This is a genomic window from Paenibacillus sp. OAE614 (assembly GCF_040546645.1).
Taxonomy (GTDB): Bacteria; Bacillota; Bacilli; order Paenibacillales; family Paenibacillaceae; genus Paenibacillus_AQ; species Paenibacillus_AQ favisporus.
Genome location: NZ_JBEPOD010000001.1, coordinates 1,576,939 through 1,598,230, shown reverse-complemented (window position 1 = coordinate 1,598,230; position 21,292 = coordinate 1,576,939). Strand labels below are relative to the sequence as shown.

12 protein-coding genes are annotated in these 21,292 nt (G+C 55.4%); all 12 read right to left on the bottom strand.

Features of this window, described 5'->3' with window-relative positions; genetic code table 11:
- Nucleotides 1–192 precede the first annotated feature (192 nt).
- On the bottom strand, nt 193–2,958 hold the full coding sequence (locus ABIE48_RS07705; protein WP_192714866.1) for a discoidin domain-containing protein: 2,766 nt from the start codon (nt 2,956–2,958) through the stop codon (nt 193–195).
- Nucleotides 2,906–5,020, bottom strand: a complete 2,115-nt coding sequence (locus ABIE48_RS07700) for a putative Ig domain-containing protein (RefSeq protein WP_192714867.1) — start codon at nt 5,018–5,020, stop codon at nt 2,906–2,908. The genes ABIE48_RS07705 and ABIE48_RS07700 overlap by 53 nt, the downstream gene beginning before the upstream one ends.
- A 37-nt stretch (nt 5,021–5,057) precedes the next feature.
- Nucleotides 5,058–6,485 carry a glycosyl hydrolase family 28 protein gene (locus tag ABIE48_RS07695; RefSeq protein ID WP_192714868.1) on the bottom strand — a complete coding sequence of 476 codons (1,428 nt, stop codon included), beginning with the start codon at nt 6,483–6,485 and terminating at the stop codon, nt 5,058–5,060.
- 94 nt (nt 6,486–6,579) lie between these two features.
- Nucleotides 6,580–8,163, bottom strand: a complete 1,584-nt coding sequence (locus ABIE48_RS07690) for an extracellular solute-binding protein (RefSeq protein WP_192714869.1) — start codon at nt 8,161–8,163, stop codon at nt 6,580–6,582.
- A gap of 115 nt (nt 8,164–8,278) precedes the next feature.
- A complete protein-coding gene (locus ABIE48_RS07685) occupies nt 8,279–9,142 on the bottom strand; it encodes a carbohydrate ABC transporter permease (RefSeq protein WP_192714870.1) in 864 nt (287 codons plus the stop codon).
- 32 nt (nt 9,143–9,174) lie between these two features.
- The gene (locus ABIE48_RS07680; protein WP_192714871.1) at nt 9,175–10,149 is read right to left on the bottom strand and encodes an ABC transporter permease; all 975 of its coding nucleotides are present in this window, start codon (nt 10,147–10,149) and stop codon (nt 9,175–9,177) included.
- Between the two features lie 176 nt (nt 10,150–10,325).
- Nucleotides 10,326–12,554 carry a helix-turn-helix domain-containing protein gene (locus tag ABIE48_RS07675; RefSeq protein WP_192714872.1) on the bottom strand — a complete coding sequence of 743 codons (2,229 nt, stop codon included), beginning with the start codon at nt 12,552–12,554 and terminating at the stop codon, nt 10,326–10,328.
- A gap of 195 nt (nt 12,555–12,749) precedes the next feature.
- A complete protein-coding gene (locus ABIE48_RS07670) occupies nt 12,750–16,283 on the bottom strand; it encodes a putative Ig domain-containing protein (RefSeq protein WP_354518637.1) in 3,534 nt (1,177 codons plus the stop codon).
- 328 nt (nt 16,284–16,611) lie between these two features.
- Entirely contained in the window at nt 16,612–17,781 is a 1,170-nt protein-coding gene (locus tag ABIE48_RS07665) for a glycoside hydrolase family 88 protein (RefSeq protein ID WP_192714873.1), read from the bottom strand.
- A 7-nt stretch (nt 17,782–17,788) separates the two neighbouring features.
- Nucleotides 17,789–18,619: a carbohydrate ABC transporter permease gene (locus ABIE48_RS07660; RefSeq protein ID WP_192715348.1), complete on the bottom strand. Its 831-nt coding sequence runs from the start codon at nt 18,617–18,619 to the stop codon at nt 17,789–17,791.
- 2 nt (nt 18,620–18,621) lie between these two features.
- Entirely contained in the window at nt 18,622–19,557 is a 936-nt protein-coding gene (locus tag ABIE48_RS07655; protein ID WP_192714874.1) for a carbohydrate ABC transporter permease, read from the bottom strand.
- Between the two features lie 30 nt (nt 19,558–19,587).
- A complete protein-coding gene (locus ABIE48_RS07650; RefSeq protein ID WP_192714875.1) occupies nt 19,588–20,925 on the bottom strand; it encodes an ABC transporter substrate-binding protein in 1,338 nt (445 codons plus the stop codon).
- Nucleotides 20,926–21,292: the final 367 nt, after the last annotated feature.

The following is a 21,292-nucleotide window of genomic DNA, read 5'->3' as shown; positions in this document are numbered from 1 at the left end:
CAGTAAAAAAGGTCTATCGTTGTACATTCGATGAAGACAGACCTCGTATAGCGGCAGTTTTCCTTGCGAAATAAGGAAGCTCAGTCGCTGAAGCTTATACGTCTTATACCTAAAAAAACTGCCCGGCGGACATGCATTGTCCGTCGGGCAGCGGGTTCATTCCCATCTTCTGTATCGTGGCCTGCTTTCGGTTCAGAGCTCCACCCTCGGAGCCTTCTCATCCGCCCCAAGGCTTTCCTCGGCCCCATCTATATTTGACGAATCGCCGGACTGATCATGCGGCACCGTGACGGTAACTGTATGAGCTGTTTGATTTCCCGCTTGATCGATCGCCGTGTACGTGATCGTATACATACGGGATTTTTCGGCGCGCAGGCGGAATGACGTAACAGCCGAGCCGATTTCGGCTTCGACATCGTGCAGGTCCCGGTCCGGTTCACTGCTTATAATGGACGTTAACAAGACAGATTCGATGCCTGAACCAGCGTCCTCGGCCATCGGCATGGCCTGCACCTGAACCATTTTATGATTCGGCGGCCAAATGGCCGTTTGATTGAGCCGAACGTCGAGTGATGGTGCCGTCTTGTCAATCTTGATGGTAGCCGTATGCGGCTCCTCGGCATTTCCGGCGTTGTCGACGCTCCAGTAGACCAGCGTGTGCACGCCCTCGGCGGTCAGCTTCACCGAAGACCCGGACTGCTCTTCACTGCCGTTTACCGTATACACGGTCTTCGCTACACCGGATTCCGCGTCTTCGGCGCTAAACGTTACGGCCGCCTCGGTGTTCACCCATCCCTGCGGCGCATCGGCCGTCGTCACCGGAGGTACCGAGTCCTGCGTCTTCACGGTGCCGTGCAGCCTCAGTTCCGCCATGTTGCCGAACCAATTGCTTCCGTTAAAAATCCGGATGTAGCGGTAAGGCTGCGACGAATGGATGGTCAGCCGCTGCCACTCCGCAGTGGATACCGCCGAGGGAGAAAGGGTCTCCCATGCCGCAAGATCGTTGGAGCCTTGAACTACAGCGCCTTTGATCCGCGTATAATATTGATCCTGCCGCGCGATGATCTCGACGCTCGAAAGCGCGGCTTGGCGTCCTTCTTTTAAATCAAAAACGATGTACCCTCCATACCCGCTGCCGTTTACCCGAAAATCGGTGATGCTGCCCAAATCGCCGTCAAACAGGTTGGAAGCTGTTCTTAACAAATCTGCCGGATTTCTGCCGCTTGAATCGTTCAAGTCCGCATTCCCGAGAACATCGATCGCATCCGATTCGTCGACGAGGGTGAGCGACGTGTTGTCGGTTGTTGATGCGGCGGGAAACCCGTCTGTACCGCCCTCATCTTTATAATGGATAGTAAACTTAACATCTCCTGCCACGGCCCTTTCACTCATGTTCGCTGCCGCGGTCCAATGGATGCTGTCTTCGGAGTGTGCCTCGGCATTCTGGCCTTGGATCGTCACGTTGACGTCATGGATCGGCTCCTTGGATTTAAAGCTGAGCGTCACCGTATCCCCCGGAACGATCCGGCCCCGCAAGCTCTGTTCCGAGCCGATCGACACCGTATCGATGAGATTGCTCGACTGCACGCCGCCGTACAGCCTGAGTTCAGCCATATTGCCGTACCAATTCCCGCCGTTGTAAATCCGGATGTACCGATAAGGCTCATAACCGCTGACCTGAAGCGTCTGCCAATCGGCCGTCGATACCGCCGCCTGGGAAATGGTCGTCCACGATACATGATCGTTAGAACCCTGCACGACTGTTCCGTTAATCCGGTTATAATATTGGTCCTGCCTGGCGATCAACTCAACCTTGGACAGCGTCACCTCGCCTCCTTCTTTAAAATCAAAAGTAATATACCCGCCATATCCGCTGCCGTTTACCCGAAAATCGGTGATCGTGCCCAGGTTGCCATCAAACAGGTTGCGGGCCGCAGCGAGCAGATCGGCCTGATTTCTGCCGCTCGAATCGCTTAATGCAGCAATTTCCAGCACATTGCCGATCAGTCCCGACTCCTCGGCGAGAAACAGGCTCGACCCGTCGGACGTAAATATCGTTTCTGCACCTTCGATCCCGTCATTCGTCCGGTACTTGATACTGAATTTGACACCGCCCTTCGGGGTGCTTGCATCCGTCACCAGCGAAGCGCTCCAATGCAATGAATCCGTTGAGCTTACTTCAGCGGCTGCACCTTGAATCTGCACATGGACGTCCTGGATCGGTTCATTTGCCTGGAATAACAGCTTGATCGTATCTCCCGCGACGATCCGGTTCCGCAGCGCTTGATCGGAGCGGATGGATACCGACTGCAGCTTATTCAGCGTTTCGTGGCGCTCGCCGTAAATTCGGAATTCAGAAAGCTCCAGCATCGTGCCGGGCGGCTCGATCATATGGATTTTCAGGAACCGGTAAGTCTCGTTTTCGAGTCCTTCCTGCACCTCAAGCCGCTGCATGTCTTCAATCGCCTTGGTGGTTCCCGGGGTTAGACGGATCCAGTTCTCTTGATCATTGGAACCATACACGGCTACCCCGCCGATCCGTTCCGGGAAGCTGGCTCTGACCTGAAGGTCGAAAGCATGCGCCGACACGGTATAATTGGGCCCGAAGTCCAGGTAATGGGTCAGATTTTGGGCCAAATAATAACCGACAAAGCTGTCCGGGGAGTTATCCAGCAGGTTGGGAACCTGATTGCCGAAAGTCGTGGTAACGAGCATATCCCGGTAATTCATGCTGCCGTCCGACAGCAGGGGCGTCAGCAATTGCAAGCCGGAGACTGCCTCGCTGAGCTCCGCTAGTTTTTGATAAAACGCCTCATCCGACGCACCGGAAACGGCATTCATCACGTCCGCATACACCTGCCGGTAATGCTCCAAGGTCGACGCAATGTAGCTCGTTTGTTCGTCGTTATGGAGCGATCGCCGCCTCGACGGCCGATGTCCGGTCGTGTGCCACCACAATCTTGACTTCCTTCGCCGTGACCGAAGTACCGTCCGAAGCCGATACGATAAACGAGTATGTCCCGGCCTGTGCCGGCTTCCAGGAGAAAGCCCCCGTTTGCTCGTCGATGATTGCGCCTTCGGGCACCCCGTCGGCCTGGTAGGTGAGGGCATCGGCGCTCCCTGCGTCCGTTGCGGAAAAATCGGAAACGATAGCTGCTTCGGACCCGGCATACCCGAATAAACTCACAGCTTTGCTGCCCGCGTCAAACGCTGGAGGAGTCAGCTGATCGCCCGCTTTGATGTTGATATGGTCTATGTCCACGATCGTACCGGAGCCTTTGACAGTAAAATAAATCAGATCCCCTAGAAACTGAAAATCGTTCAGGGTACACGTCACATATCTCCACTGCCCCTTCGTATCGGGAAGCGTTAGGGTGTCGTCGATCCCAAGGTTCATCTCCAGCTTGGCCGGGCCGTTCGTGCGGATGCGGAACCCGATCTTTTTCTCGCCGACGGCGGAGCCGACAAACGCGATTTTACTGCCCTTCTCCGTGCCTTGGATTTGAACGAAAGACACGTCCCCTTCCTGCTTTGCCGCAGACTGGCCGTCAAACGAGGTGAAGCGGTCTTCGATCTCCCTTACGTCCGGATTCGTTATCGCTTTCGGGAGAAACCGGTTGCCTTCGGACTCCGCCTCTTTCGGGATAAACAGCCAATAGTCTCCCCCGCCATCCGGCGACCCCCAATAAAAGGGAAGCCTTTTGTTAAACATCTCGGTAAAATACGGAGCCTCCTGCTCCATATTCACCCCCGCTTCATACTTGTAATAATAGTAGAGGTCATAGACGTTTCCGCCGATTCTCCCTCTGTAGCCGCCAGCCAGCTGCTTATAGACGATGGTCGGATTTCCGGCGGGATCCGTGTGTGCGGCAACCGGGGTCCACGGTGTGTCATAGCCGATCATGTACCGGGCAAAATAGTCCGCTGCCTTTAATATGCGCCGGTCGAGAAATTCATAAGGATTGACCGCATTGGCCGCGGCAGACACGGTTCCTTCCACGGGGTCTACTTTGGTTCCCTGCGCGAGCAGCAGCCGTGAGATGATCTCCACGTTGGTGATGTCTCCGGCACCGTGCGCCTGATCCCGGCCCATTTCGACGTGCTGCACCCTTGGTGGATCGACCTTTTCCCCGGTCAGAATGTTCGTATCCACCAACCGGAACAACGCTTTAATCGCCCCGTTCTGGCCCTGGTCCACCGCCGTTTTGTTGACGGTAAACCATTCTACGCCTTCGTTGTACCGTTCGCGGTTACCAGTAAAAATATACCCCGACATCGCTCCCAGGAGCGAATAAAGATGCTGGTTCATGAACCGGCCGTTGTTGTGCTGGAATGTGTCGATCACCGGGTTGATGAGATTCGCGGAAAATTGGGCAGTATCCTGATCCGTCCACTTCAGTTCCTCCGTCGGCGTATCCGTATATCTCAGAATCTCAGCCGCCGTCACCATCCGGTTCAGCGGGATGCCGGTATGAATGTGCGCATCGTTAAAATAGGCGTATTTCGAAGGGTCCATTTGCGACCAAATCCGGATGATGTGCATGGCGTTGGACCGATACCCCTCATCCCCCGTGATAACGTACATCAGCGCCTGGGTATAAGCCTTCAAACCGTCCGCGATGAATCTCGAATTAAAGCCTTGACTGTTAAACGCGTCACTTGCCGGCTTATTCGGATCGGCGCCGCTCTGGTTGCTCGAAGTGACGGTTTTCGAGGCCGTTGGAGATAGCAGCATTTGATGAAAATAAGTGTTCCACGGTTCCTTCTGCTCCCGGACCTGCGTTCTGACGTTTTCAAGAATCTCTTTCGTCAGCCCGACGCCGGGATGCTTGAATCCGCTTTCATCCATCGTTTCATGAATCGACGGTAGTTTATCCGTTAAGACCGACGGCGCAGCCGCTTCCGCTGCTGCATCTTCAGGCGACAACGGCAGCAAAGCTGCCGCCAGACTAATCGACGCGATCACCGCCATCATGCGCTTTAACGCATGACCCAGCATCCGCTTTTTCCAAGCTTTCATCATGCACACCTCCAGCTTGATATGATTTGCCTCAACTTTACTCGAATTCAATATGCCGGGCATGGCTGCCAATCACGATATTTCCGGATTCCGGGTCTAACATCTGGCGGCCGTTGATCCGTACATTCCGAAACAGCACGCCGTTCACGATGCGGTCCGGATCAAAGCCTTCGATGACGCTCGGTTGCCCGCAGTCGCCGTCGAATGCCACATCCTTGAACCGGATGTTCTCCACCCGGGAGCCGGGACTCGGATTATATTTCGGATTTTGGAATACACGAATGTCGATCGGCCGCCCGAGCTCGAACGGCTCCACCCGGATGGAAGCGAATAGTACGTCCCGAACCGTGTTGTGATCCCCGGCATTAATCGCCAGGCAGCCCCAATACCCTTCCTGCGGTTCATGATGCTCCAAAATGTCAATGTTCTCGAAAACGATCCGCTCGATGGTATCCCCCTTATGCCCGTGATCTCCGTGAACGCCGATCATGATCGGATGGGCAACGTCAGCCCATAGAACGGCATTTCGGACCGTGACATCCCGGCTGTCACCGTAAAAATCCCCCCGGCTTCCATAGATTGCGATGCAGTCGTCGGATGTCCGCAAAAAGACGTCCTCAATGTGGACATCTGAGCAGGACATCATGTCGATGCCGTCCGACCATCCGCGGGTGCTGAACGTTTTGACGTTGCGGATGGAGATTTGCTCGGATTCACCGATCAGGATGGTATAGTGAGGCGGATCGACCGTAATGATTCCTTCAACGGCGATGTTGTGCGAAAATGCAATCTCGACGCCTCGATAATACGTCTCCTTCGCAAAATCGGACATGTACAGCATTCCGCGGCCGCGAACCGTCACGTCGTGCACGCGCTCGCAGACTATTGCCCCTTTGACGACGGCGCCTCCGGCGATATAGACCGTCACGCCTGAAGAGATGCGAAGCAGAGGCTCGTCGAGCACATGCATACCCGCCTCAAAGTAAATCACCGACACCCCGGCTGTCATCCGCCGCAGGAGGTCATCCGGGTTATGCTTGCCGGGCAAGACGGCCAAGACGTGCGGATCGGCAGGATCGGGCACGTTCTCTTCGAGCGGGTTCGCAAATAGATGCAGATTATGAAACCGGTCGCCATTCACCTCCAGCGACAGCTTGCGCGGCCGGTCGAGCGTAAAAATAATCCGGTTCCCGCTTCTTCTGCACTGGATCCCGGCAGATAAAGGGCGTACGACCGCTTCCGCAACCTCGCCTTCGTTCTTGGTCACCTCCACTTCTACAGGTCCGGAGCAGTCAAAATAGACCATGGAGGCATTGCGCACGTCATGCATATCCACCTTCACGTTATAGCTGAACAGCGGCTGCCATTCGCCCTGGCCCTGCCGGATCCGTACCGTAAAATCGGGGTTGCCGACCGCTTCAGAGGGTGCCGGGTAGGTGATTAACCGATGGGTTGTCGTTGTCAAATCGATCCTTCCTTTGCTCTATAAGAACTCCGGCCGAAGGAAGCTCGCCCGTGGCGAACCGCCTCTGGCCGGGTGGATTATAAGTCCATCCATATTACTTGGTCTTTCTCTCCGCATAAATCTTGTTCACTTCGTCCGTGACTTCCTGGCCGCCGGACTTCAGCCACTGCGCTTTAAAATCGTCGAACGCTTTGTCCGTGTCCGCTTCGCCGGTGACGGCTTTGATCAAATACGAATCCTCCAGCGTCTGCAGATTCGTCCAGTATTTCGTCTTGCTGTCCAGTACGGCAGGCCCAACGATATCCTGAAGGGACTCATAGCCGGTGTCCAGCTTGGCTTTCAAATCCAGCAGCTCCTTGCTCGTCGTGTATTTCGTCATCGACGTGTCCACCGAGTTCAGCGGATTATAGAAGCTTCCGGCACCGACTTTGCCGGCTTCGGCCTCGGGCAGCTCCTTGGCGACGACAAGATCGCCCTCCATATCATAGTTCACGCCCTTTTGCCCGAACGTGGTCAGCAGCCATCCTTCCGGATCAGAAGCGACATAATCGAGAATTTCCATGAGCTTTTGCCGTTTGGCATCATCCTTCTCCAGCTGGACGCCTAACAGGACGGGCGCTTGGCGCGCGCCGTACGAGAACCCGTAGGCTTTGCCGGCCGGTCCGATGACCGGCTTGCCCGCTACAATGTTTTGTCCGTTATCGAGGGCGGGCTTCGTAATAAATCCGGATTCCTTGTAAAAGTTGCCCCACTTCATGTTGTCAACCATGCCGATCTTTTGGCCGGCGAACTTGGTGTTCAGCTCGTTGTTGTCCGTCGTGATGAATTCGGGATCGATGAGCCCGCCTTTATACCACTTATTGAGCAGCTTAAGCGCCGCTCTTGTTTCTTCCGTAATGCCCCCCCACACGACCTTGCCGTCTTCCCCCAGCTTGAACTGGTAAGGTGACACGCCGTAAGCGGAAAAGACGGAGGTGAACATCTGCGCCGGCAGCTTGCCCCGGCCGGATAGGCCGTACGTATCCTTCTTGCCGTTGCCGTCAGGGTCGTTGTTGACGAATTTGGTCAGCACGTCTTCCAGTTCCGCAAGCGTCTTGGGTGGCTCGTTATAGCCGATTTTTTTCAGCCAGCCTTCGTTATAGCCTGGAATGAACCCCTCGTTCCCTGCGGGCCATACCTTCGGAATCCCCCAATTCTTGCCCTTGTAGAAGCCGACATCCCATGCGCCGCCGTCCACCGCCTCCAAGGCTTTGGCGTAGTTCGGCATCGTTTGCTTGATTTCGTCCGGGGACACGCTGGCGATGATGCCTTGGTCCGCCCACATCGCCATGTCCGTTTCGTTCGCGTCGATCGGAAAAATATCGGGAATCTGGCCGGACGCCAGCAAAATGTTGAACTTGTCCTTCCACGACTGGCGTTCGAATTTGACGTTTTTGATGGTAACGTTGAACTTCTCCTCCAGCTGCTTCTGCACGTAGCTGCCGTCGATACTCGGGGCGTTGAAATTGTTAGCCCATACGATCTCGATTCTGGCCTCTTTGCCTTCCTGGGCGCCTTGCGTCCCTTTGGCCTGCGGATCCGTGCCCGCTGCTTCCTTGCCGCTGCAGCCCGTCGCGGCAAGCGATACGGCCAGGGCGATGCCCATCACGCCAAGCCAGTTTCTTCTTTTTCGTTTCATCTCGTTTGCCCTCCCTTTTGTGTTCCTTCCCGGATTATGTTTTTAGATTGTATGAAGATGAGGATCCATCCTTTGATTTAAACTCGACGTTCAGGTGCGTCCGGTTCAATTGGACCTAGGCCTTCAGCGAGCCGACCATGGTGCCTTTTACGAAATATTTCTGGAGAAAAGGATAGACGATCAGGATCGGCAGCGCGGTAAACATAATCGTGGCGGCCTTGATCGTTTCCGCCGTCTTGAACATTTCGTCGACGGTGAGGATGGCGCCGCCTTCGGAAGTGATGACGAGTCTTCGCAAAAACAGCTGCAGTACGATCAGCGACTGGTCCTGAAGGTACAGCATGGCATCAAACCATGCGTTCCAGTGCCCCACCGCCGACCAGAGCGCCAGCGTCGCAAGCACCGGCTTCGACAGCGGGATGACGAGCGTAAACAGAATCCGCAAGTCGTTGGCCCCGTCGATTTTCGCCGAGTCCTCCAGCTCCGCCGGAATGTTCATGAAGAAGTTGCGGAGAATGAGCATCGAATACGTGCTGACGAGTCCAGGGATGATCAATGCCCAGCGTGAGTCGATAAGTCCCAGCGATTTGACCAGCAGGTAGGACGGAATCAGGCCGCCGCTGAAAAACATCGTGACGATGATGACCATCGTGTAAAACTGGCGGTGCGGCAGATGCTTTTTCGCAAGCGGATAAGCGCCCATCGACATAAACAGCAGCGACAGAAGCGTCCCGACAACGGTGCGGAACACCGTGTTGCCAAGGGCAAGCCAGATCGTGCTGTCGCTGAGTACCCTTTTCCAGGCGAACAGCGATATTTCTTTCGGGAACCAGTGCATGCCCGGCCGTACCGCTTCTCCGGCAGAGCTGAAGGAAATCGCCAGGACGTGGATAAACGGGTAGATCATGCAAATGCTCAGAATGGCGATAAAGAGGATCAGGATAACCTGGAACACCTTTTCGCCGAAGCTGATGGTCATGCTTGTTCATTCCTTTCGTTCATGGTCAGCCTTTACAGGACGCCCTCCTGGCCCATCTTTTTGACAATGAAATTGGTGGACAGCACCAAGACGAGCGCCACGACGTTCTTGAACAATCCGACGGCCGTCGTCAGGCTGTACTGCCCGTTCTGCAGGCCGACGCGGTACACGTAGGTATCCAGAATATCCGAGACGCCGTATACGGCGGGCGAATACAGGTTCAGGATCTGGTCGAAGCCCGCGTCCAGAATGCCGCCGACCCTTAAGATCAGCAGGATGGAAATGACCGGGAGGATAGACGGGATCGTTATATAGAGCGTCTGCTTCCAGCGGTTCGCGCCGTCGATGACGGCCGCCTCGTACAGCTGCTGATCCACGCCCGCCAGAGCGGCCAGATAAATGATCATTCCCCATCCGACTTCCTTCCAGATCGCTGAAACGACGAGCGTAAACCGGAAATAGCTCTCATCCCCGAGGAAATAAATCGGCTGAAACCCGAGCATCTTGATCAAATCGTTGACGACACCGGTATTCGGGGACAACAGCATGATCAAAATGCCGCCGAGGACGATCCAGGACAGGAAATGGGGCAGGTACGAAATCGTCTGGGCGATTTTTTTAAACATCGAAAACCGGATTTCGTTAAACAGCAAAGCCAGGATGATCGGGGCCGGAAAGCCGAATACGATATGGTAGAAGCTGATGACGAGCGTATTCCGCATAATGTTCCAAAAGTCCGGGGACATGGCGAACATATAATGGAAATGCTTAAACCCGACCCATGGGCTCGCCCAAATGCCCTTCATAATGTAAAAATCTTTAAACGCGAGCTGAATGCCATACATTGGAGCGTAATGGAAAATCCCATACCACAACAGCACGGGAGCCAGCAGCAGGAAGAGATACTTGTTCTTTTTGTACCGTTTCCAGTTGTACGCGAGTCTCGACTCCCTTGGTTTGCCAACTGTCTTCGCTGCACTTAATTCCGGGGCGTTTGCCGGATGCATGCTTCTAAATCTCCTTTCTAACTTGTGATGTCGCCTCATCGGCTACGCCTACTGTAAAAGGATGAAAGCGCTTTTTCCACTTCAACTTCATTCGATTTTGTTGGATTTCTTTCAAATGCGGGTTGCAATTTTGTTAAATGCGGCATTTCAATTTCTTTAAAAAAGGAAAAAGCAGCCTACAAAGGCTGCTCTGAAGCAGATTTGCCCCCGTCGCCCACCGTGGCTTTCCGCTGCCTGTACTGAACCGGCGTCACCCCGTAACGGGCTTTGAATTTGGTGTGGAAATACTGAATGCTGCGGTATCCGACAAGCGAGGCGATTTCGGAGACGGACATGTTGTCATGGGTCAGCAGCATGTCAGCTGCTTTGCCGAGCCGGGTGCGGGTCACGTATTCCGTGAATGATTCGTTCATTACTTTTCCGAACAAGGTGGAAATATAAGCGGGAGCCAGCGATGCCACTTCGGACAGGACGTTCAATGAAAGATCTTCGTCCAAGTGCTCGTCGATATAGGCTTTCAGTTTCAGGATGACTTCCTCATGCGCATGGTTGCCCGATTCCCGGACATGAATCCCGATCCGTTCGGACAAATCGCGAATCGAGCCGATCGTATCCGCAAGCGTGTCCTTTTTCAGCTCGTCAAACAGGTCGAACGGCGGGACCAGCTGCTGCAGCTCCAAGTCGATGACCGATTCGTACAGCGCGGAGACCATCTGGAGCAGGGCCAGCTCCACCGCTTCAAGCTGCAGGTTCTTCTGCTCAAGAACGGCATACACCTCGTCGATAAAACGGTTCGCCCGCGCAACATCTCCGGCCTTAAGGGCGTTCTTGAAAATTTCAAGGGAGAACAACGGCGGCTTCGGATCCAGCATAGCGATCTTCGAATGCGAAACGAGCGCCTCTGGCCCGTAGATGAAGCGGTAGCGGTAGGCTTGATGCGCCAAGCGGTAAGACAGCGGAATTTCCTCGATCGTCTGAACCGGGGGACCGATGCCCGCTCCGAATCGCAGCCCGGCCCCGGTCTCCCTCTGCAGCCTGGCCAATGGTTCCAGAGCCGCTGCTTCGTCCACCGCCCCGCCTTCGTTCATAAAAAAGACGATGGCTGACTCCTGCGGGTTGAGAATGACAAGTTCGTACGGCAGGTGATGACCGTCAAACTCGTCGATCCTCTTGAGCTGTTCGCTGCGCCCATCGACCAGCTGAATGTGCGCCACCTGGTAGCGGCAATGTCTGGGCAGGGCATCCAAGCGTTCCACGCCGAGACTGGCGCCAAGCACCAAGTGCTTCATCTCGTTTTGCTGGGCCTGGGATTCCAGGCTCAGGATCTTCTGGCCCATAAAGCTGAGCGTGCTGTCGATCATCTGGTATTCGTTCGTATTCACGTGATTCAGTCCCGGTAAATGGCGGACATGCTGGACCAGCCTTTTCATTGGCAAGTAAAAACGCTTGGAAATCAAATACGAAATGCCAAGCCCGAGCAGCAGCACAAGACTGCACCCTGTAAAAATTTTGGCTTTGAGCTGCTTGGAAGCGAGCACGAACGAGTCCATCGGCCGGATCATCGCATAGGTCAAACGGCTGCCCGGTCTGCCCCCCTCCAGATGAGACAAGACGAGGGTACCGGTTTTGTTGCCCCTCATCTCGGTGCCTGTTGTGCCCTGGCCGATGGAACGCTGCAGCAGCACCATCTCTTCTTCGGTTGCTCCGGCCGTTTGCATGATGAGCTGTCCGCCCGGATCGAAAATATACAGCCGTTCGCTGCCGGAGTTCAGAATGCTGGCAACGGCTCGCTGCAAATATTCCATATCGACGTCGATGTACAAATAGCCCTTCGGGGAATTCCCGAGTGTCCCGTACGGCAAATTTACAGCATAGGTCATCGCTTGGTTTCCTTTCGGCAGCGTCCGGACGATCCACCGGTTCAGATCGGATCTCTGAAGCCCTTTCATGAAGGCGGCGTCCCCGGAATGTTCCGTTTTTGCATAAAAATTGGCGCTGTCGACGATATAATCTCCTTGTCGAAAATAAACCGTGACGCTGGAAGCGCCTTCAAGAATCTGCTTGAACATGTCCAGGTCCTGCCGAAAAGCAGCGATGCGGCTTAAGTTCCCTTCCCAGCCGTTATCGAGCAGCACGTTCAAATCCGAACTATCCCGGATAAACACGGTGGATACGGCTTTGTTCTGAAGCTGGTCCTCATATTTGCGGAGCAGCGTTCCTTCTACATAGTCCTTGGCCGTCTCCAGCCGGCTTCGGCTGTCCCTGGCGATTTCGTCGACCATCATCCGGTTCGCCTGCGTATACAAATATCCCCCGGCAAGGCCAAGGAGTAGGACCGCAAGCGCGGTATAGGATATAATCAGGCGGCTGAAAAAGGTATCTCTATAGAAAGGCAGCTTTTTCATTGCAGACTCCCCCCCCTTTTGATCATCGAGCACATCCACGCCAATCTTATTCTGGATATGTCACCGTATTTCCTCCCTCATGTGCCCCCAATCCGACAGAACTCCGTTATGATGACATGTACAGAAAAGGGCATCCCATCAACCGAAATCATTCGGTGTGGGATGCCAAATTCGAGGTTCACAAGGGATGCACGCTTAACGCCCGAGCGAGGACTGCACCGTACCGTGAAGCCGCAGCTCCGCCATATTGCCAAACCAGGTGCCGGCGTTGTAGATCCGGATGTAGCGGTAGGCTTCCTTTCCGTTGACCGGCAGCACCTGCCAATCTGCGGTAGATTGCGCCGGCGATGTCAACGCCGTCCACTCCGTCAGATCGTTGGACCCTTGGACGACTGTCCCTTTGATCCGGGAAAAGTAACTGTCCTGTCTTGCCATCAGCTCCACGCCGGTAAGCTGTGCTTGATGGCCCTCTTTCAAGTCAAAAACGATATAGCCACCGGCCCCGCCCCCGTTCAAGCGGAAGTCGGAAATGGTGCCTGCATCGGCATCGAACAGATTCGCGACATTTTTAAGGGTGTCCGCCGCCGCCCGCCCGGTAGAATCGATGAAATCGGCCGTTTGCAGGACATCGATGACGTCATCGTTCCGGCTGACGAACAACTTGGAGTTATCCGTCGTCAATACCTGCGGTGTTCCCGGTGTTCCGTCCGCCTTGGTGTAGGTAATGTTAAACTTGACGGTCCCCATGGGTGCGTCATCCGATAACACGGTGTCCGCCGTCCAATGGCGCTGATCATCCGTACGGACTTCGGCCTCCTGCCCCTGAATGCTGACCTTCACTTGGCTGATCGTCTCCTTGGAGATAAAAGATAACCGAACCGGGTCGCCGGGAACGACCCGCTGCATCAGGGCATGCTCCGATCCGATCGACACCGAGTCCAGATCGTTATAGATTTCGTGGCGCTGTCCCTCGATCCGGAATTCACTCACTTCAAGCATGGTGCTCTGCGGTGCGATCATCTGCATTTTCAAAAAGCGGAACGGCTCCTTCCGGTAAGCCTCGTCAACCTCCAGCCTTTGCATGTCCTCCGTGAGCCCGGTCGTCCCGGACGTTAAGCGGGTCCAGGTCTCGCCGTCGTTGGAGCCGAACACCGCGATGCCCGCGATCCGCTCCGGAAAGCTTCGCCGTCCCTGGATCTGGAAGGCGTCTGCAGTCACTTTAAAGCTGCTGCCGAAGTCGATTGTGTGGAACAGATCGGCAGCCAGTCCATAGGCCGCAAAAGTATTATCGTCCCCATCCGTCAGACTGCTCAGGTAATCACCGAAGGAGGAAGCCACCACGACTCCCGCCGTATAATCCAGGCTTCCGTCGGGAAGATGCGGGGTTAACGGCTCAAGTTCCTCCGCCGCCTGCAGAACGTCGGACAGCTTGTGGTCAAAGAGCTCATCGCTTGCGCTGCCGATGGAAGCCAAGGCATCAGCATAGGTCTGCTTAAAGTGCTCCAGGGACGAAGACACGTAACCCGTGTTGGAGTCATAATTTGCTGCCGCGGCATCCACAGCGGATTTCCGGTTGTCCGCCACCTCGAAGTGGACGTTCCGTGTCGCGACGGTGGTTCCATCGGTGGCCGTGACGGTGAAGGCGTAGGTGCCGGCCTGTTCAGGCTTATAACGGAACGCGCCGGTATCCGGATCCAGCTCGGCCCCCGCCGGCAGCCCCTCTGCCTCGTAGGTCACCCGATCGCTTGGACCCGGGTCGGTGGCCGAAAAGTCATAAGACGTTGCGGCACCCACATAAGCGACCCGCTCCAGATCGCCGCTCCCCGCCTTAAATACCGGCGGCGTCAACTGCTCCCCTGCCTTGACGTTCAGGCTGTCGATGCCTACCTTCGTTCCGGGACCGGTCACCTTCCAGTACACGATGCTGTGGTTGGGGTCGACCTGACTGTACGTCACATGATCGATGCCCATATCATAAGTAATGTACCTCCACTCGCCCTTGGTATCCGGCAGCGTCAGCGTATGATAAGGCGCGGAGCCCATCGCCCTGCTCATCGCTAACTCCGCCGGGCCGTTCGTCCGGAACTTCAAGCCGACCAGGAGCGGCTTCGAGCGGTCGCCGTAAGCCACGTTCAGCGGCGCCAGCCAGCTGCCTTTCTCCGTTGCTTTGACCTCGATATACGAAACGTCCCCGTCTTTCCGGGTCGCTGCATTTTTGTCAAATGCCGTATAGCGCTCTTCGACGTCGATCCGCGCGCTGTCCTGCTGTGCTTTGGGAACGAGCTTATTTCCTTCAGCGCCGGCCTTTTTCGGAATGTACAGCCAGAAGTCTCCGCCTCCGTCGACATTGTCCCACGCCTGTTCCAGATTGCCTTTGTAATAATAGTTGGATGGCGGGCGCTTCTCGAACATTTCGGTCAGATAAGGAGCCTCCTTCTTCAGGTTCATGCCCTCGGTGTACTTGTAATAGAAGTAGATGTCCCAAAAATTTGTCGTGACCATTCTCCCCCGGTACATTTCGGACAGCTGCTTGTAGATGATAAGCGGCTTGCCGTCCGAATCCGTGCTCGCGGCCACCGGAGTCCACGGGGTATCGTAGCCCAGCATATAACGGCTGAAATAATCGGCTGCGCTCAAGATCCGGTTATTCAAAAATTGATAGGAGGTCACGGCGTTGTTGGCGGTTGAAACCGTGCCTTTGACAGGGTCCACCTTCGTTCCCTGTGCCAGCAGCAGCCGCGACAGAATGGCCGCATTGTTGAGGTCGCCCCCGCCATGGGCCTGATCCCTTCCCATTTCGACATGCTGCACGCGCGGGGTTGTGAGCTTCTCACCCGTCACGGCATCGGTATCCACTAATCGAAAGAGCGCTTGGATAGAGCCGTTGATGCCCTGATTTACAGCGGTTTTATTGACGGTGAACCATTCGACGCCCTCGTTGTACCGCTCGCGGTTATTGGTAAAAATATAACCCGCCATCGCCCCGAGCAGCGGATACGTATGCTGATTCATGAAATGGTTGTTGTCATGCTGGAAAGTCTCGATCACCGGTGTGATCAGATGGTTCGTGAAATCGGCCGTATCCTGCTCCGTCCACTTCAAGCTCTCCGTGCGGTAACTGGTATACCTCAGAATTTCCGCAGCGGTTACCATCCGGTTCAGCGGAATTCCCGTGTGGATGTGGGCATCCTGAAAATACTTATATTTAGCCGGATCCATCTGGGACCAGATCCGGATGATGTGCAGCGCATTTCCGCGGTATGTCTCGTCTCCCGTAATATAGTACAGCAGCGCCTGCGTGTAAGCTTTCAGTCCGTCGGCAATAAATCTGGAATTGATCCCCTGGCTGTCGAACGCGTCGCTGCCCGGCTTGGACGGATCGGCCGCGCTCTGATTGCTGGAGGTGACATCCTTCGCAGCGGACGAGGAGATAAGCATCGCCTGGTAATAGGAATACCAGGGCTCCTTTTTTTCCAGGATCTGAGTCCGCACGTTTTCCAGAATCTCTTTGGTTAATCCGACGCCGGGGTGCTTGAATCCGCTGCTGACGGTTTCATGAATATCCACCCGGTAGTCTGTAATTGCAGCATCCCCATTACCGGATACAATCTCTGCCGCCGCCCGGTTTGAAGGGAACAGCGGGATCAGCAGCGAGATTGTCAGCAGTACGATGCCCGCACGCCTCCAAACCTGACTGAACGGAGCCTTATGCTTCACTTCCATGATCATCTTCCTTTCCTTCTGAAAATGTACTGCCGTTTAAGTCAAATCCGCTCTGTCAACTACCCTCCTCAGCTCCAGCGCTTTGGGCTGGTATGCTTCTTCGCATTCCTCCTTTGGATATGAGAATCGATGAATCCGCTTACAAATTTGTTCTGATATAGACGACTAGCCTTCCCTTCTTATCTTAAAAAATGGCCGCCATCCCTGGAATGCAGTTTCTTTAGGCCGATGTGCCGCTTTTTTTGGCAGTTGAACAAAGACCCGCCAACGGATGGACAGGGTCTTTCGGTTTCTTATTAAGAGATCGGCATTCGGACTGGGTTCGCCCACCCGTTCACCAGATCAGGAAATCCATTCCTTTCAGACGGAGCACCGCTTCGATCAGAAAATAGTCCCCATAGATGATCGGCACGGCGTAATCCCCGTTGCGCCCGTGATACGAACCGGTTCCGCCGCCCACGATGGCGTCTTCGGCCGGATTCCAATTGCAGAAGCGCTCGTCCGTGGCCTGCAGGATGCGAAGCGCTGCATTTACGTACAGCGGCTTCTCCAGCGGCGGCAGAGCCTCGGCGATTTCCAGCAGGCCGCAGGCCGCGCACATGCCGGCGGTCGTGTCCCAGGCCACCGGCTCGGCCGGAGCCCGGAAGTCGACCAGCGGGACATAGCCCGTCGCCGCCACGTTCGCGATGAAATAGTGCGCGACCCGCTTGGCCGCCTCGAGGTACCGGGCTTCACCCGTATGACGGTGGCTCAGCGCGAAGCCGTACAGCGCCCACGCCTGCCCGCGGGACCAGGCGGAGCTGGTCCCGTAGCCCTGGCCTCCCGGCGCTTCCACAAACGAGCCGTCCTCCGGGCTGAGGATGACGATGTGGTTGCACGAGCCGTCCGGACGGACGACGTTCGCCAGCGTCGTGTCGGCATGCTGCCGTGCGATAACATCGAAGCGCGGATCGCCCGTCTCGCGGCTTGCCCAATACAGCAGCGGGATGTTCATCATGCAGTCGACGATGATCCACCCGGTGCAGTCGTCGTTCCAGGCGCGGATGAACCGGCCCGCCGGGTTGTAGCGTCCGGCGAGCAAATTCGCCGCGTGCATGCCGCGTGTTTTGGCGCGGGCGCTGCCGGTCAGGCGGTAATTGGCGACCGCCGAATGCAGCCACATAAACCCGACGTCATGATGAAGGCCGTCGTAGCCTTCCAGCGCGGTGTCCAGCTTGCGCTCGACGCTTTCGGCCGCCGACCGGTACTTCGCTTCCCCTGTGGCGTGATACATCTGCCAGAGCATCCCCGGCCAGAACCCGTTGGTCCACCAGTAAATATCCGTCTCTGCCTTATCTTCGCGATATGCGCCATCCTCCGGAATATACGGAATCCGGTCGCCGATCCGGTCCACTTCGGCCAACATTTTCACCTGCAGCTTATCCCATACGTCATCCAGCCACTGCCGCTCCTCCGCCGTCAATCCGGCGTGCGGCGCCGGCTTTTCCACGTTGTTCTTGACCATCTATGACTCACCCCTTGATTGCGCCGGACGCGAGGCCCTTCACAAAGTACTTTTGCAGGAAAACAAACACGATCAGCACCGGCACGATCGACATCGTCGTCCCGGCAAAAATCATATCCCAGCGCGACGAAAACTCGCCGACATAATAGAAAATTTCCACGATCATCGTTTTGGGCTGCCCGGAAGGCAGCACCAGCATCGGCATCAGGAAGTCGTTCCAGATCCCCAGCCCCTGCAGCACGACCATGCTTGCGGTACACGGGCCGAGCAGCGGGAAAACGATGCGCCAAAAGATGCCGTATCGGGAACACCCGTCGATGGCTGCCGACTCCTCAATTTCGCGCGGAACCCCTTTAAGGAAGCTGGTGTACAGCAGACAGCCGAAGCCCACCGAGCCGGACACATAAATGGCGATCGGCCCGATCAGATTGCCGTACATGCCAAGCATTTTCAGTTCCTTAAAGAGCGGAATCATGTATGCCTGGAACGGAATCATCATCCCGGCAAGGTAGAAGACGAATACGAAACCCGTCCAGCGCTTGTTATGGCGCTCGATCGCATACCCCGCCATCGGGATGATCAGCACCATGAACAGGATCGAGAGCACGGTCAGCAGAACGCTGTTGATCATCGCTTTCGGGTAGTCCGTTTCGGTCAGCAGGTACTTAAAGCTCTCCAAATAGAGCGACTTGGGAAAGGCGATGGCGTCCCGCATAATTTCTGGATTGCTCTTGAAGGCGGACATAAGGTTAAAGAAAATCGGAAAGAAAAAGATGACGGCCAGAATCAAGGTCACGATAAACATAAGCACGTCGTTCCATTTGCGCCGTTGTTCCATCATTACATCTGCACCTCCCTTTTCCGCAAAAACTTCACCTGAATGACCGTAATAACCAGGATCAGCAGGAACAGCACCATCGCCATCGCGGTTCCGAATCCCTGCCGCATTTCGCCGAAACCGACTTTATAAATGATGTAGGTCAGCGTTTCGGTAGCAAATCCGGGTCCGCCGTCGGTCATCACCGCGATCTGGTCGAAAATTTTCAGCGAGCTGATCATGGACAATACCGAGCATACGGTCATCGATCCGGCGAGCAGCGGAAACGTCACGTGCCGGAACTGCTGCCACCGGTTTGCCCCGTCCATGGAAGCCGCTTCAGTCAGATCGGCGGAGATGCTCTGCAGGCCGGCGAGGTAAATGATCATATAATAACCGGCCGATTTCCAGACTGTGGACAAAATGATCGATACCATCGCGTATTTCGGACTGCCCAGCCAATCGACCATAAGCGAGGACAGCCCGATTGTATCCAATATTTGATTGAAGACGCCGAAGTTGTAATTCAGAATGATCGTCCAGATAAAACCCATGACCACCCCGCTCATCAGGACGGGAAAATAAAAGATGCTGCGGAACAGATTGCGGAACCAGCGCACCTGATCCACCAGCACCGCCAGCAACAGAGCGGCCACGTTCTCGAGGACGACGAGCGACACCGTCAGAATCAGCGTGTTCTTCAGCGCATTGTGCACCCGATCGCTGTGCCAGATCTCCACGAAGTTGGCAAATCCGATGTAGTGAACGTCACTGCTCACGCCATCCCAGGAGGTAAAGCTGAGATAGACGCTGCTTGCCGTCGGCACGATCACGAAGAGCGTATACAAGATGAGCGACGGCAGAATGAACAGCAGGGCGTAGAGCTGCACCTTTCGCTTTTTCTTCGGCATCGGCATGGTCTGAATCTGGTTATGGCTGTCGGGATAAGGCATTGCCATGCTGTGATCCTCCTTTGCTTGAGGTGCGCCTTACTGCTTGTTGGCCGCGACTTCCGTATCGTACTCGGCATCCGCCTTCTTCATATATTCCGCGACGTCGCCGTTCTTCAGAACCATTTCCTGCATCAGCTTGTAATACCAGTTGCGGAATTGCGGCGGGATCTGATTCTCTCCCCACCAGTTGTTGATCGCCAGCGATTTGGTCACCGATTCGTCCTTCATCAGGTCAAGAACGGTTTGCATCTGCTCGGTCGCCTGGTATTCCACAGGTTCCTTGGTGGATGGGATGCCGTTGACCGTGGACAGATACTTCGCGTACTGTTCTTTGGAGAAGAAAAACCGGATAAACGATTTCATGGCGTCCACTTTTGCCTGATCTTTGGCCGCATCGGCGGACAAGGTCCAGCCGGCCGGGGACGGCAGACCGATCACATTGCGTTTGCCTTCCCGGTCCGGCAGTGCATAGAAGCCGAATTCAAAGTTCGGATCCGCCTGCTGGATTTGCGTGAACATCCATGGACCGGAGAACAGCTGCGCGGCTTTGCCTGCCACCAGGATGGACGCCGTCTGGTTGTCGGCGGTGCTCAGCCAGCCCTTGTCCACATATTTGGAGAACAGCTCCTTATAATCGGTCATCGCCTGAACCACGTTGGCGTCGGTAAAGCTCACCTGTTTGGCCGTGCGCTTGGAGTTCCAGTCCGGGTCTTTGGCATACACATCATCGATCAGAAACTTGTTCAGCCAGAAGCCCATATGGAAAATATCCTTGCCGCCGACGACGATCGGGGTGATGCCACTCGCCTTCAGCTTCTCCTGGTCGGCCAAAAACTCGTCGTACGTTTTCGGCTCTTCGGTAATGCCGGCCTTCTCGTACGCCTGCTTGCTGTAAATAATGCCCTGCGGAGCGTTCAGCGTCAGCGGAGCGTTATACACCTTGCCGCCGACCTCCGGCAGCGTGCTGAACAGATCGTGCAGGTCGGACGGGAGCTCCACGATTTTGCCGGCCTTCAGAAAGACCTCGGTATCGCGCATTTCCACCAGATCGGGAAATTCGCCGACCGCGTCCTTCGTCTTCAGCCAGTCGAGATAAGAAGAAGTCGTCCCTTCGCTGACGTCCTTGATTTCGACGTTCGGATTGGCTTCGGTAAACGCCTTAATCGCGTCGGATATCGCTTGCTTGGATGCCGGGTCGCCGGTGGCATAGCCGATCGTAAACGAGGTTTTCGCCGCTTGGCCTTCTCCGTCCGAAGCGCCATCTCCGCTTGTTCCGGATGCGCCTGATTCTGTGCCGCCTTTGCCGCATGCGGACAGAACGAGCACGAGCGCCAGCAGCAGGCTGAGCATGTGAAATTTGGATTTGTGAGCCATCTGATGTGTTGCCTCCCTTTTTGTGAATGGTACGGTTCGAATCGTGCGGATCGTAGGGTTCCATACCGCCCGGATGACTGCGCCGCGCGCGTCAGACCCGATCCTTGGTCTTAGGTTATCAAAATGCGGAAGCCGCTAGAATGAACTTTTTCGAGATCGAGGTGAGGCATTTTCGAGTACTTCCTGAAGAAACATCCCCACAAAGTGGAGCCTATACTTCGGTGCATATTCCAAATACTTTGCGGGGACCCCCAAAAATTTTAAATTCTATAATGCAGAAAAAAAACGCCTGACGGCGTTGTAAACCCGGCGGGCCGGAGGGCGGCTTGCATCCTATGGCAGGGGACGGCCGGATGACTCGGGCAGC

Excerpts from the sequence above, each read along its gene's own strand:
- ABIE48_RS07700 (WP_192714867.1), bottom strand. The coding sequence starts at position 5,020 with ATGAAAGCTTGGAAAAAGCGGATGCTGGGTCATGCGTTAAAGCGCATG.
- ABIE48_RS07690 (WP_192714869.1), bottom strand. The coding sequence starts at position 8,163 with ATGAAACGAAAAAGAAGAAACTGGCTTGGCGTGATGGGCATCGCCCTG.
- ABIE48_RS07685 (WP_192714870.1), bottom strand. The coding sequence starts at position 9,142 with ATGACCATCAGCTTCGGCGAAAAGGTGTTCCAGGTTATCCTGATCCTC.
- ABIE48_RS07680 (WP_192714871.1), bottom strand. The coding sequence starts at position 10,149 with ATGCATCCGGCAAACGCCCCGGAATTAAGTGCAGCGAAGACAGTTGGC.
- ABIE48_RS07675 (WP_192714872.1), bottom strand. The coding sequence starts at position 12,554 with ATGAAAAAGCTGCCTTTCTATAGAGATACCTTTTTCAGCCGCCTGATT.
- ABIE48_RS07670 (WP_354518637.1), bottom strand. The coding sequence starts at position 16,283 with ATGATCATGGAAGTGAAGCATAAGGCTCCGTTCAGTCAGGTTTGGAGG.
- ABIE48_RS07665 (WP_192714873.1), bottom strand. The coding sequence starts at position 17,781 with ATGGTCAAGAACAACGTGGAAAAGCCGGCGCCGCACGCCGGATTGACG.
- ABIE48_RS07660 (WP_192715348.1), bottom strand. The coding sequence starts at position 18,619 with ATGGAACAACGGCGCAAATGGAACGACGTGCTTATGTTTATCGTGACC.
- ABIE48_RS07655 (WP_192714874.1), bottom strand. The coding sequence starts at position 19,557 with ATGGCAATGCCTTATCCCGACAGCCATAACCAGATTCAGACCATGCCG.
- ABIE48_RS07650 (WP_192714875.1), bottom strand. The coding sequence starts at position 20,925 with ATGGCTCACAAATCCAAATTTCACATGCTCAGCCTGCTGCTGGCGCTC.